Origin of the sequence: Sphingomonas sp. Leaf230 (assembly GCF_001421745.1) — a bacterium.
GTDB lineage: Bacteria > Pseudomonadota > Alphaproteobacteria > Sphingomonadales > Sphingomonadaceae > Sphingomonas.
Map to the genome: position 1 here is coordinate 1 of NZ_LMKW01000002.1, position 13,118 is coordinate 13,118.

Annotated in this window: 13 protein-coding genes; 8 read left to right on the forward strand and 5 right to left on the reverse strand. The window is 64.6% G+C overall.

The window, feature by feature from the left end:
* A partial coding sequence (locus ASE82_RS19970; RefSeq protein ID WP_056059707.1) for a hypothetical protein occupies nt 1-522 on the forward strand: 522 nt, incomplete at its 5' end.
* A 199-nt stretch (nt 523-721) separates the two neighbouring features.
* On the opposite strand, the gene ASE82_RS04830 is transcribed toward ASE82_RS19970, so the two are convergent.
* Complete coding sequence (locus ASE82_RS04830; RefSeq protein ID WP_235524588.1) at nt 722-1,303, reverse strand: alpha/beta fold hydrolase; 582 nt, start codon at nt 1,301-1,303, stop codon at nt 722-724.
* A gap of 252 nt (nt 1,304-1,555) precedes the next feature.
* Here ASE82_RS04830 and ASE82_RS04835 point away from each other — a divergent pair, with 252 nt between their 5' ends.
* From ASE82_RS04835 to ASE82_RS04860, 6 genes are all read left to right on the forward strand, one after another.
* Complete coding sequence (locus ASE82_RS04835) at nt 1,556-3,712, forward strand: TonB-dependent siderophore receptor (RefSeq protein ID WP_235524589.1); 2,157 nt, start codon at nt 1,556-1,558, stop codon at nt 3,710-3,712.
* Nucleotides 3,709-4,023, forward strand: a complete 315-nt coding sequence (locus ASE82_RS04840; protein ID WP_056059712.1) for a hypothetical protein — start codon at nt 3,709-3,711, stop codon at nt 4,021-4,023. The genes ASE82_RS04835 and ASE82_RS04840 overlap by 4 nt, the downstream gene beginning before the upstream one ends.
* The gene (locus ASE82_RS04845; protein ID WP_056059713.1) at nt 4,020-5,615 is read left to right on the forward strand and encodes a PepSY-associated TM helix domain-containing protein; all 1,596 of its coding nucleotides are present in this window, start codon (nt 4,020-4,022) and stop codon (nt 5,613-5,615) included. The genes ASE82_RS04840 and ASE82_RS04845 overlap by 4 nt, the downstream gene beginning before the upstream one ends.
* The gene (locus ASE82_RS04850) at nt 5,612-5,893 is read left to right on the forward strand and encodes a DUF3325 domain-containing protein (protein ID WP_056059715.1); all 282 of its coding nucleotides are present in this window, start codon (nt 5,612-5,614) and stop codon (nt 5,891-5,893) included. The genes ASE82_RS04845 and ASE82_RS04850 overlap by 4 nt, the downstream gene beginning before the upstream one ends.
* A gap of 14 nt (nt 5,894-5,907) precedes the next feature.
* Complete coding sequence (locus tag ASE82_RS04855) at nt 5,908-6,537, forward strand: hypothetical protein (RefSeq protein WP_056059717.1); 630 nt, start codon at nt 5,908-5,910, stop codon at nt 6,535-6,537.
* Between the two features lie 503 nt (nt 6,538-7,040).
* Nucleotides 7,041-8,504 (forward strand): DUF389 domain-containing protein, encoded by a 1,464-nt coding sequence (locus tag ASE82_RS04860; RefSeq protein WP_056059718.1) that lies wholly within the window; start codon nt 7,041-7,043, stop codon nt 8,502-8,504.
* A 237-nt stretch (nt 8,505-8,741) separates the two neighbouring features.
* On the opposite strand, the gene ASE82_RS04865 is transcribed toward ASE82_RS04860, so the two are convergent.
* From ASE82_RS04865 to ASE82_RS04875, 3 genes are all read right to left on the reverse strand, one after another.
* The gene (locus ASE82_RS04865; protein ID WP_056059720.1) at nt 8,742-9,311 is read right to left on the reverse strand and encodes an alpha/beta hydrolase; all 570 of its coding nucleotides are present in this window, start codon (nt 9,309-9,311) and stop codon (nt 8,742-8,744) included.
* A 185-nt stretch (nt 9,312-9,496) separates the two neighbouring features.
* Nucleotides 9,497-10,801 (reverse strand): MFS transporter, encoded by a 1,305-nt coding sequence (locus tag ASE82_RS04870; protein ID WP_082441239.1) that lies wholly within the window; start codon nt 10,799-10,801, stop codon nt 9,497-9,499.
* On the reverse strand, nt 10,798-11,673 hold the full coding sequence (locus tag ASE82_RS04875) for a TauD/TfdA dioxygenase family protein (RefSeq protein WP_200910672.1): 876 nt from the start codon (nt 11,671-11,673) through the stop codon (nt 10,798-10,800). Before ASE82_RS04875 ends, ASE82_RS04870 begins: the two co-directional genes overlap by 4 nt.
* A 264-nt stretch (nt 11,674-11,937) precedes the next feature.
* On the opposite strand from ASE82_RS04875, the gene ASE82_RS04880 reads away from it, so the two are divergent.
* Entirely contained in the window at nt 11,938-12,366 is a 429-nt protein-coding gene (locus ASE82_RS04880) for a GlcG/HbpS family heme-binding protein (protein ID WP_056059724.1), read from the forward strand.
* A gap of 87 nt (nt 12,367-12,453) precedes the next feature.
* Here ASE82_RS04880 and ASE82_RS04885 read toward each other — a convergent pair whose 3' ends face one another.
* A complete protein-coding gene (locus ASE82_RS04885) occupies nt 12,454-13,110 on the reverse strand; it encodes a peroxiredoxin-like family protein (protein WP_056059726.1) in 657 nt (218 codons plus the stop codon).
* Nucleotides 13,111-13,118 lie beyond the last annotated feature (8 nt).

The window sequence follows — 13,118 nt, forward strand, 5'->3', positions numbered from 1 at the left end:
GCACAGATCGATCGCGAGATCGCCGCCTTCCGGCGTCAGCACCACTGCCTCGATGAGCGCGCGCAACCGTTCGAACGCCTGCGCTCTCAGCGCCCCGTCGCGGTCTGGCTGTTCACCATCGAACGCAAAGACTGGTGGGCGAAGCGCGGTCGCCTAGCCGCCGTCATCGGGCCGTTACCCACGGAAAGCGGGCCGACGTTGGCCGCAGACTATCTGCGATTGGTATTCAGCCCTGGCGTGACTGCCCAGGTCCACATCCACTCGGGACCGAAGGCGTTCTTTGCACTCACTGTCGACACCTGCCTAGCGACACCAGAGGGAACGCAGGTCGGTCGCGGACCGGGCAATTCGCTGATGATCAGGCCGGGGCCGCCCATGCTGCTCATGGCTGTCGGCAAAGAGGAACGACGCGGTTTTGCGTTCATCCTGCATGACGCTACCAAATCGCCAACCATCTTGACCCAGCAGTGGCGACCGCAAGGCTCCTGCGCACGGCTGCTAGCCCTCGCGTGCGGCCGTTGACGATCACGGTTGCGCTCGCTCGAGCCAATCCCTGCGCGATGCCGAAGCCGATGCCTTCGGTCGAGCCGGCGACGAGCACGGTCTTGCCATTGAGGTCGATGTTCATGGTGTTGGTCCTTCGATGGGTCGGAATGGTGTGCCGGTGGGGATCGAGGGCATGCCGGAGTCTTCGTGTGAGCGTTGTGACCGGGAGCGATCTTCATGGGGCCAATTCGGAGGCGCGCTGCTGTATCCAGTTACCGATATCGTTCGTGACACGGTCCCGGTCGAGATCGTTGAGCAGATCGTGGTAATGCTCTTCGTACAGCTTGAGCGTCTTGTCGCTCGCACCGGCAGCCTCGAAGAAGTCTTGGCTACCCTGCGCGTTTGCCGCCTTGTCCCCGGTGCCGTGCAGGATGAGGATGGGCAGGACGATGCGGCCGAAGTCCACGCGCAATCGATCGGCAGCGCGCGCCAGTGCCGCGACCGTCTGCACCGGTTGCACTTCATCGCGCACCAATGGATCCAGCTCGAGCTGTTCGACCCAGGCGGGGTCGCGCGAAAAGTCCGCTATCTTCAGCCGCAGTACCCGCGCGTGCGGCATGATGTGGCTAGTGCCCTTCAGGATCGTCAGCGCGACATTGGGCGTGAACACGCGATAGGCGAAGCTCTCGCAGATCAGGCCGTCGATCCGCTGCGGAAGGTCGAGCGCATAGGTCAGCGCGATCGCCCCGCCGGCGCCGTGTCCGAGGAGGTAGACCGGCAGACCGGGGGTCAGCGAACTGCACGATATGTCCCGCAAAAGGCGTTTGGTCGCACCTGCGCTGAGACATTCTGCTCTCAACAGATTATGACAAAACCGTTAGATTGATAGTGACTCGCAACAGCGCTTCACCTAGAGGCCTCCCGTCAACGGGGGTTCAGTATGAGTTTTTCGAGTATATTGCTGGCGAGTGCAGCGTTTGTCGGGGCGCCTTTGCCAGCTCCGGCCGAGGAGCCCAGGACCGTAGAAGGGTCCACCAGATCGGACGATGCGCAGAAGTCGGACGAGATCATGGTCCTCGGCAAGAGCTATGGTCGCGAGGTCGGCAAGACCGTGACTCCGCTGAAGGACACGCCCAACACCATCACCGTGATCGATCGCGAGCAGATCGAGGCGCAGAACCTGTTCACGCTCGAGGACGCGCTGACCGCTACCAACGGCATCACCGTCAACGGCATCGGCAGCGAGGACCCGGCGTTCTTCTCGCGCGGGTTCGCGATCACGAATTACCTGATCGACGGCGTCCCGAGCTTTGCGTTCAACTTCCCGTCCGCCGTGCCGGACCTGTTCTTCTACGACCGGCTGGAAGTGCTCCGCGGCCCGGCAGGCCTGTTCAGCGGCTCGGGCAACCCGGCCGGCAGCATCAACATGGTGCGCAAGCGACCACTCGACGCTTTCAGGATGCAGGCGAGCGCGGGCGTGGGCAGCTACGACAATCTACGCTTCGAGCTCGACGTCTCGACGCCGATCGGCACCAAGGCGGGCTTGCGGTTCGGCGCGATGGCGCAGGACCAGGACCAGTTCTTCGCGACCGCGCACCGCAATCGCGTGGGCGGGTTCGCCGTCGGCTCGCTTGAGATCGGATCGCGCACCACGCTGACGGTCGGCGGCTATTACGACCGCTTCCGCCCGGCGGTGCAGTCGGGGCTGCCCGGCATCATCGGCGGCGCCGACGGCAGCGACGGGCAGTTGCTTGACGTCAAGCGATCAACCTATCTCGGCGCCGACTGGAACCGGTTCAACGCCGAGACCTGGACCGGGTTCGCCGAACTCGCGCACAAGATCAGCGACCGCTGGACGCTGCGCGCGACCGGGCTGTTCACCGACGTCGATCGCGTCGACATCTACAGCTATATTGGCAACCAGCCGGTCACCGCGACCAACGGCTCGACCAGCCACATCGCCTATCGCGGTGACAGCAAGCAGCAGACGCGTTCGTTCGACTTCAACGGCATCGGCAGCTTCCCGATGTTCGGACGCGACCAGACGCTGATCCTCGGTACCGATTACCAGGCGAGTTCGGGCACATCGTACAACACGCGGCTGTCCAACTATGCACGGATCGACGTGTACAATCCGGTATCGCCGTTCGAGCCGCCGCTGAACCCGTATGGCGCGTCGCCCTACTATCCGGTGCAGGGCAGCGGCGCCACGTGCCCCAGTTCCAGCACCGCGATCACGCCGGCGCCTGCTAATTGCGTGCTCCAGGCCTTTGGCGGCACTGGCACCGATATCGAGCAATACGGCATCTACGGGCAGATGCGACTGAGCCCGGTCGCCGGCCTGACGCTGATCGGTGGCGGGCGCGTGACGTGGTGGGATACGACGACGGCCACGCTGCTGACGCCGAGCGGCGTGCTGCCACCGTCGACGCGCTACGGCGTCGACAACCGCTTCACGCCCTATGCCGGCATCGTCTGGGACGTGACGTCGCAGTTGAACCTGTATGCGAGCTATGCCGACAGCTTCACGCCGCAGGCCGCACCGGTCGGTCGGGCACGTCCCGACGGGCAGCAGATCGAGCCGCTGGTCGGCGCGCAATATGAGGCGGGTACCAAGCTTTCGGTGATGAATAATCGCCTGCTGCTGTCGGCGGCGGCGTACCAGATCACGCAGACCAACCGGTTGTTCAACGATCCCGACATCGCGACGGTCGTGCTGCAGACCGGCAAGGTCCGCGCGCGCGGTATCGAGGCCGAGGCGACCGGCGAGATCCTGCCGGGCTGGCGGATCAACGGCGGCTACACCTACACCAAGACCAAGTATCTGGAGGACCAGACCGCTGCGTTCGAAGGATTGTCGCTGGTGCCGATCGTGCCCAAGCACATGATCAAGGCGTTCACCAACTATGCCCCGGTCGACGGGCCGCTCGCGGGCGCGAGCATGGGCGGTAGCGTGACGTGGTTCAGCTCGACCTTCGGCGGCAATGCGGCGGTGTTCAACGCCGACGGTACGCTACGCACGCGGTCCACCATCGTCCGCCAGCCGGGTTATGCGGTGGTCGACCTGCGTGCGGGGTACAAGTTCAGCGAGCGGGTGGGCGTCTCGGTCAACGTCGCGAACGTACTCGACAAGAGCTATTACGCGCGCATCGCAGCCACCGGTCGCGGCAATTACTATGGCAGCCCGCGTACCGCGTTCGCAACGATTCGGTACACCTTCGAATGACGGCGGGCGATGCGCATGCTCGAGCGCGCTGGGCGCGGCGTGGCGACATCGCGCTGCGCGTCGTCGCCGCGGTGCCGCTCGGTTATGCGACGGCGAGCCTGTGGGCGATGGCGATCGCGCGGCTGCTGCCCGGTGACCGTGCCGAGGCGAGCGTCACTGCCGCGCTGATCGCGCTAGCCTTGTGCGCGATCGCGGCGATGTGGGCGTTCGCGGCGCGTAGCGGTTGGCGGGCGATCTGGACGCTGGCCACGGTTGCAGGGATCGCGGCGGCGATTGCATGGGTCTCGATCGACGCGACGGGGCGGCTATGAGCAAGGGCTTCCGACAATCGCAGGCGTTCCTGCACACATGGTCCGGGCTGCTGCTCGGCTGGATCCTGTTCCTCGTGTTTGTCGCCGGCACGATCGCGTTCTGGCGCGAGGGTCTGAACCGCTGGATGCGCCCGGAGATCGCGCACGTCGAACAGCCGATGCGCGTTCTGGCCGGGTCGCAGGCGTTCCTTGCCAGGAAAGCGCCCGACGCAAAGAGCTGGATCATCCCGGTGGCGACCGAACGATCGCCCGGCGCGCAAGTCTTCTGGGTCCCGCAGCCCAAGCCCGGTGAAGAGCGCGGGCGTGGACGACGGAGAGGGCGCAGCGACACGCAGGCGCTGATCGGCGCCGACGGACAGGTCGCGCAGGTGCGCGAGACGCGGGGCGGGGAGTTCTTCTACCGCTTCCACTTCGATCTCCATTACATGCCGGTGATCTGGGCGCGGTGGCTGGTCGGGTTCGCGACCATGATGATGCTGGTCGCGATCATGAGCGGGATCGTCACGCACAAGAAGATCTTCAAGGATTTCTTCACATTGCGGCGCGCCAAACGCCAGCGATCCTGGCTCGACGGACATAATGCGACCGCGGTGCTGGCGCTGCCGTTCCACCTGATGATCACCTATACCGGGCTGGTCACGCTGATGGCGATGCTGATGCCATGGGCGGTGGTCGCCAATTATACCGATCAGAAAACTGTGTTTGCCGCGCTGTTCCCCGCCGCTGCAGTTGTCGAGCGGACCGGACGTCCCGCGCCGTTGATCGATCTGCGACGGATCGCGGCGGATGCCGAACGCCGGCTCGGCGCACCGGCGAGCTTCATCGAGGTGAGCGATCCCGGCGATGCCGCCGCGCGCGTGTCGGTGAGCCAGAGCGCCAGTTCGATGCTGTCGTCGCGGACGCCGCGATTGACTTATGACGGCGTGACGGGGCGCCTCGTCTGGCGTTCGCCGCCACCGGGCGCGGCGGCCGAGACCGCTGGCGCGATGATCGGGCTCCACGCCGGACGGTTCGCAGGAGACGGCGGCCGCTGGCTCTATTTCCTGTGTGGGATCGCCGGCACGCTGATGGTCGCGAGCGGCCTCGTGCTGTGGACCGTCAAGCGTCGCGAGCGCCTGCCCGACCCGAGCCGACCGCATTTCGGGTTCCGCCTGGTCGAGCGGCTCAACGTCGCGGTGATCGGCGGCTTCCCGCTCGCGATCGCGTACTTCTTCTGGGCCAACCGCCTGCTGCCGGTAACACTCGGCGGGCGCGCGGACTGGGAGATGCATGTGATGTTCATCGCCTGGGCTGTCGCCGCGGTGACGGCGTTCGTCGTCAGGCCTGCGCGCATGTGGTCGGCGCTGTTCGCGACGACCGGCGTGCTGCTCGTCGCGTTGCCGGTGTACGACGTCGTCGCGACCGAGCGCGGACTGTTCGCGTCGCTGGCGATCGGCGACCTGATGATCGCGGGCATCGACGCGACGATCGTGGTGTTCGGGGTCGCCTTCCTACTGCTCGCCCGCCGCGTCGCGCGCCATCGCCCCGCTGTGAAGCACGTGCGCAACCCAAGGGCCGTCACCGCCTCCAACGTTCTGGAGCCCGCCGAATGAGCATCTTGACGCTCTTGCTCGCAACCGCGGCGTTTGCGCTGCTCGGCCTCACCACCGACGCGCATTATCGCCGTAGGTTCGGGAAAAGTCCGCAGGCGAGAGGCCGCAGGATATTGCGGACCGGTGGCTGGCTCACGCTGATTGCCAGCGTGGTCCCCGCAATGCTCGCCCGAGGCTGGATATTCGGACCGATCCTGTGGGCGGGCGCGATCATGGCCGGTGCCGGGATCGCCTTCCTCGCCCTCAACTTCATTCCCGCACGCGACGCGCGGCGCTAGAAAGGACTTCGATTATGCGTTTCCCCTTGATCGCAGCATTCATTTGCTGCCTCCCCTCGACCGCGTACGCACACGAAATCTGGATCGAACGCGATGGCACCGGCCCCGCACGCATTTATCTGGGAGAGCCGGGCGAGCCGATGCCGGTTGGCGGTGATCCCGAATTCGCCAAGCTAAAAGCGCCGCGGATACTCGCTCAGCCAAGCGCGGTCCTGACGCGGCGCACCGGCTTCCTCGAAACGAACCTGCCGGCAGGCGACGTGCGTGCGTGGGACGATTCGGTGTTCGCGCTTTGGGGGCAGGACGGGAGGAAGGAGGGCGTGGTCTATTACGCGCGCGCCGGCCGTGTCGAGGCGCAGGCGAAGCTGCCGTTCGAACTCGCGCCGGTCACCGCGAACGGATCGCGTTTTGTACTGACGCGCTCCGGCAAGCCAATGCCCGCTGCCACCGTCACGATGTACGCGCCCGATCGTTCGAAGATCGAACTCACGACCGATGCCGCGGGTATGATCGACACGGGTATCGCCAAGCCGGGACGCCATCTCCTGGTCGCCACTGCCAAGGAGAATGGCCCGATTTCGCTTCCGGACGGCGTTGCACAGACCGTGTACCGCATCACGACGACCTCGTACGTCGTGCACTAGAATGGTGACGTTGTCGCGCAACGAACGGGCACTGCGTTCTATATCAAGACCTCTCACCAATCGCGGCCGGACCCTCAACCGAGGGGTTTTCATCGGTGAACGCGTCAAACCGCCTATGTAACGGTTTGGCGAGCGAGTGCTGCCCACCCGTCCGATGAATGAATGGCCGATATTGAATAGCTGATAACAGCCTGTGAATGTCGGCTTGCGGGTCTGCGCGAACAAGCTTGGAGCCAACGATCAGCGTAACTGAATCGTGGTTGAAAAGGACCTTTGTCTGGCTGCTGACGCGGTAACATCGCCACGGTACATGGTATTGGAGTTCTCGCGTGGACTGCGATCTGAACCTCCGGGCAGCCGCTCATGCTATCGTCTTCGCGATCGCGTTCATTGCCGATGTGGCCAGCTAACCGGTATGCGCAAGAAACTGTACCATCGACGATGACGGAGACGACCCGATCCACCTGAATCCAGCAAAATTCGTTGCGCTTCCTCGGGCGTGGATGGCCAAGGCAACCGAAGACGTCGATCATGACGGCGTCCTTCGACAGATCGCGGAGGAGGCGGGGTGGTCGGGGCGCTATGCCTTCCTGATCGTCATTTCGGCCGCGATCTCGCTGCTCGGGCTGCTGATGCCCTCGGTCGCGGTGCTGATCGGCGCCATGTTGCTGTCACCGTTGATGATGCCGATCATCGGCCTGGGCTTCGGCATTGCGACGCTCGACTTCCACGAGATACGCAGGGCGGCGACCGCGTTGACCTTGGGTGCTGCTATCGCGGTCGCGCTGTCGGTCGTGCTGATCCTGCTCTCGCCGATCCAGACGATCACGAGCGAGATCGCCGGGCGGACGCAGCCGACGCTGTTCGACCTGCTTGTCGCGTTGCTCTCCGCAATCGCGGGCGGCTATGCCCTGATCCGTGGGCGCGGGGGTACGGTCGTGGGCGTGGCGATCGCCATCGCCTTGATGCCGCCGCTGGTCGTGGTCGGGTTCGGCATCGCGACGTGGAACTGGGTGGTATTCTCGGGCGCGTTGTTGCTGTTCCTCACTAATGCCATCACCATCGCGCTGACCGCCGCGCTCGTCGCGCGCTGTTACGGTTTCGGCGGCCATCTTTCACCGCACCATACTGGCTGGCAACTCGTGCTGTTCGCCGTCGCGATAGGGGTCTTGTCCATTCCCCTGGGGACCGGTCTGCGTCGAATTGCGTTCGAGGCGGTTGCACAGCGGCAGGTGCGCGATGCGCTGGGTGAGGACTTTCCACTCGGCGCGCGACTGAGCCAGGTGGAGATTGACCATGGTGCGAACCCGGTACGTGTTCGCGCGGTCATGCTGACGCCGCGGATCGAACCGGGAGCGGATCGCAAGCTTGCGGCGGACCTTCGCCAACGATTGTCGCGGCCGGTCGATGTCCATGTTGATCAGGTGCGCATCTCACCCGAAACCGGGGCGGTCGAGGCTGCGCAGATCGCGCGGGCGGGCACTGGCGATGCGCTGCGCGTCGCGCGCGAGCGTGATCGTGCAATTGCGGACGTTGCGCTGATTGCAGGCATTCCTGTTTCATCCGTGCGGTTCGATTCAGCGGGGCGAACTATCCGCGCAACGGCAGCGCCCCTTACCGGTCTGGGCGTCGCCGGATATCGCGCTCTGGAACGTCGTGCGGACGCAGCGGTCGCGGACTGGCATGTCATTCTCGGTCCGCCGAGCGATGTCACCTTGCCGGACGTAGCGATCAAATCCGGCGTCATTGACGATCAAGCGCTCGGCGAAGCAGGCTGGGTATCGGCTCGGCTGTCCCGGACGGTCGATGTGCGGGGCGGGACTCTGCGGCAGCGCACGGCAATCGTGCAAGGTATCATCGCTCGAGGAGGCAGGGCGGCCCCCGGTCTGGCGGGCGGTCGCCTGCGACTGGTATGGTCGGTCGAGACGGACCCATCTGCGTCTGAATCTAGCGAGCGCAGGCCATAGCTGCGCATAGGTCCGCTCGAACACGGCGAGGTCATCAGGATCAATACCTGAACGGCGTGCTGTATCAGCAGCGATTGAAAGGACTTGAAAGCAAGCAAAGGTGCGCGGCTGGGATATGTTTGCTTCGTCACGAAGATACGCGAGCGCGCCGACCCCAAACCCGAAGTATGGTGATTTCCGACAAGGCACTCACATTGCCAGACGTTCGGCCGGTCTCACTTGCCGGCCGGCGTCCAGCTAGGCGTCCCCGATCGCCTGGATGATGCGATACGCGGCAACAACGTCGCGCTCGACCACTGCGGACGTGAAGCGTTCGATGATGGCGCGCAGGCGGTTGGTCGGCGCCGTCGCCGCGCTCAGGAGCGGGCCATCGATGAGGCGACTGCCCCATTCCATGCCCAGGCGCTGCGCTTCGTCATCGGCACCGACGACGATCGAAGGGAAGGGCAGGCCGATTTTCGGCGCCGCGAAATGACGCTGGTGCAAGCTCGTGCCTTCGGGGGCGACCAACAGGGCGCCGGCAACGTTCGCGGTATAGGCTTTCGGCGACAGTCGTGCCCACCATGCGGCCGCCGCGCAGGCACTGCCCTGTGCCAGGAGCATGACGGCACGATCGGACGCGAATACGGCGGCATCGATCCGCGCCGCCAGCGCCGTTCGCTCGGCAGCGGTACGGCTGCGAACAGCGATATGCTGTGCATCGCCAAACCGCGGAAACTCCCGAAACCGCTCGAATATGGAGACGGCCTTGTCGGGGACGAGCGCGATGAGCGTCAGCCGAGGGCTATCCAGGACGGCAACAGACACAATCCGGTCTCCCTTTCCGTGAATGCCTAAGCTGCCTTCTTTCGGTCGACGACGCAACGCTGCTTCTCGGATACGCGCCAGACCGTTCTATCCTGGGTCTCGGCTGAGATCAGGGCGGTTAGCTCCACGCTATGTGACCGTCTTGTTTAGCGAGTCATGCAAAGCGAAGCTTTTCCCATTCGGCCTCAGCGAGCGCCGTCCGCTTGAAAAGGCCTTTCCGGATGCATGAAGAACGACAGACCGGCGCCGACCAAGAGTAGCGCCAGCGATGCGCAGAACGGGATCGACCAGCTTCCCGTCAGGTCGACCGCCGCGCCGAACACTAGCGGAGAAAGGATACCGGCGATGCCGAAGCCGAAGTTCATCATGCCGCTGGCGGTACCTGCATATTGTGGCGCGATGTCCATTGGTACGGCCCAGATCGGCGCCACCACAAGCTCGGAGAAGAAGAACGCGAGCGACAGGCACAGGGCGACCGTCGTCAGGTCGTGGGTGAGGACGACAGGCACGAGAAATATGAAAGCACCGATCATCCCGACGATGATCAGGTTACGCCGCGCCGCCTGCAGGCTCCCGGTCCTGCGATAGATATAGTCACTGGCTGCTCCACCGACCCAGTCGCCGACCACGCCACCCAGTAGCACCCCGCCCGAAAATAGCGCCGAGTGCTTCAGGTCGAGCCCGAAATTCTTGAAGAAGAACGAGGGGAGCCACGTCAGGAACACCCAGAGCGTCCAGCCGTAGCAGAAATCGACGGCGGTGACGGGCGCAATCCGCCGCGCGAGCCGCCACCATGGAACGGGAGGCGTGGTGGCAGCCGGTTGCGCGGCCGGGGCCAGTTCGGCGCGTTCCTCGTCGGACATGCCGGGATGGCGTTCCGGATTCTCCCGCGCGACCACCAGCCACAGGATCACCCAGACCGCGCTCGCCAGTCCGAGCACCACGAATGCCCCGCGCCATGATACGAGCGCCATCAACCCGACCAGCAGCGGCGGGGTCAGCGCATTGCCAAGCCGCGCGGCGGCGTGCGTGATCCCTTGGGCAAAGCCCCAGCGCGCCGGTGGCAGCCATGTCGCCATGGCGCGCGTCGCGGCGGGGAAAGCAAACCCCTCGCCAATGCCGAGCGCGAGACGCAGTGCGAACAGCGATGCCATCCCGCCGACAAGCCCAGTCAACACCGTCGTCACGCAGACGATCGCACCGCAGATCAGCAGCATGCGTCGCGGCCCGAAGCGGTCGATGACCCGACCGCCGAATAGCTGGATCAGTGCGTATGGATAGGAAAAGGCCGAGATCGCCAGGCCGAACTGGGTGTTGCTCATGCCCAGTTCGGCGGTCATCCGCGGGCCTACCGTCGCCAGGTTCACCCGGTCGATGTAAAGGACCAGATACATCAGGCAGAGCACCGCGAGGATGCGGTTGGGGATGCTCATCCACCGCGGGACGTGACGGGCGACCGCGTCGGACCGGCTCAGGCCATGGCCCGTCATGCAGGTCGACCCGCCCCCTTGATCTGCGTCCTGTGCATCACGCGCCGTGCGGCAGGATCGAACGCATCACGCCGGTGCATCGTGCAGCGATTGTCCCACAGCACCAAGTCACCCTTGCGCCAGTGATGGCTCCAGCCAAACCGGTCGCCGTCGACATGCTCCCAAAGCTCGTCGAGCAGCGCTTCGGATGCGGCCAGATTCAAACCATCGATATAGGCATTACGGCGGCGGCCGAGATACAGCGCGGGGCGTCCGGTTTCTGGATGCGTGTAAACCAACGGGTGCAGACTGCCCGGAGCCTCGCGCGGATCGTCGCTTGGCGTGACGCCCTGACGCAGGAAACCACCGCTATTGTAGGTGCCGTCGTGCTTGACGCGGCGTCCGGCGATGCGCGCCTTCAGGTCATTGGGCAGAGACTCGTACACGGCGTACATATCGACGAAGCTCGTATTGCCGCCCGTCGGTGGCACCTCCAGCGCATAGAGCGCGCTCGCCTGAGGCGGGACTTCGACATAGGACATGTCGGTGTGCCAGACCGCCTCGCCATTCCCGAGGCTGCCGATCGGGACGCCGCCCTCGACCACGTTCGAGACGACATAGAGTTCGGGCAATCCCTCGACGAAGCGGCGGCCGGTCTCCTGGATGGGCGCGAGATCGAGGTCCCCGAACCGGCGGCTGAAGGCGATCAGGTCCGCGTCCGACAGCGATTGGTCGCGGACGAGCAGGACCAGATTGTCGAGCCAGGCCTGGTGCAGGTCGGCGAACTGCTGATCATCGAGCGTCCGAAGATCGATACCCCGAACCTCCGCGCCGACGCCCATTCCCGTTTTGACCACGTCGAGGCCAAATCGGCTCGCCAGAAGATCGCCCATCATCCGTACTCCATAATCGCACGTTCGCAGTCGACGACGGTCGACTGCCGCATGACGGTTTTAACGATTGACCGCCGACGTGGACCGCAAAGCATTTGTTTGGGCCGGTCAACCGAGCCGTATTTGTGTACAGCAACGGCGCGAATTGGGCGCCGCGTGGATCGCTGAAGGCGGTCGAGGCATTCCCCCATTGGCCATGATCCCGGCCAGCCTCTTGCCGATTACCCGTCGTCCGGGATAGCGGTCCATACAAAGGAACCATGCATGGTGCGCATCACGCTCGAACTTGCCAGCAAGATTATAACGGCGACGCTGGAGAGGAGGGTGGAGCTCGGTTTCAAGCCGCTCTGCGTGGCAGTGCTCGATCCCGGAGGGCATCTCGTCGCGCTGCAGCGTGAAGACGGGGCCTCGACGCTGCGGCCTCAGATCGCGATGGCCAAGGCGGGCGGGGCGCTCGCGCTGGGCGTATCGAGCCGCAAGATCGCTGAAATGGCATCGGAGCGTCCGACGTTCATCGCCTCGCTCGGGCCAATCTCGCCGCACGGCGTCGTGCCTGCGGCGGGCGGCGTGCTCATCGTCGACGCAGACGGCCAGTTGGTCGGGGCAGTGGGTGTGACCGGCGACACCTCGGACAATGACGAGGCGTGTGCGCTTGCCGGCGTCGCTGCGACCGGGCTTTCGGTCCTGGAGTGAACGCGGCAAATTGCTCGCGCCGACCGCTAGCGTTTCGATCGACCGAAGATGTGCAAACCATGGCATCGCTGCCATTTTTCAGGCATTCTAGATTTGGGTGATGATTGATCGGACGGCGTTGATGATGGCGTCGGCCTCGGTTCTCTTCATCCAGTCCGGCGTTACATCCGACCATGCAACAACGCCTGTTTCGTCGACCACAAGGGCCGTTGGGAAAGGCAGCTCCCACGTGCCGGTGCCGGTCACCTCGCCCAAGGGTGTTGACGCGGCCTGCCGGGTTGCCGAATTGGCTTCGAAGGTGATGCCGAGTTGGCGTGCGAGGTGGTTGCCGCGGTCGGTCGCTATGGTGAAGTCAAGCGCGTGACGCTGCTGTATCTCCGAGAGTTTCGAAGAAATTTGCGGGCTGATCGCGACGAGCGGGACACCCAGTTCGCGCAAGGTCGGCCAGAGCACGCGCTGATAGACCGGTAGTGCGACGTTGCACGCGGGGCAGCCGGCGAACCTGAAGAATATCAGCACGGCAGGACCAGTGGCGATCAGGCTGTCCAGTCGTATCGTCGTACCATTCACAGCTTCCAGCGCGAAGTTCGGCATCGGATCGCCGACCTTGATCGTGCGCGCCCCATCGAAGCCGATGACGAGTTCGCGTCGCTGGCTGACGTTCAGATCCAACTGCGTCGGCGTCCAGCTATGGTCACGCTCGTCTTGCAATGCACCAAGCGCGGCGCGGACGGATTCGGTCATGAGCGGTC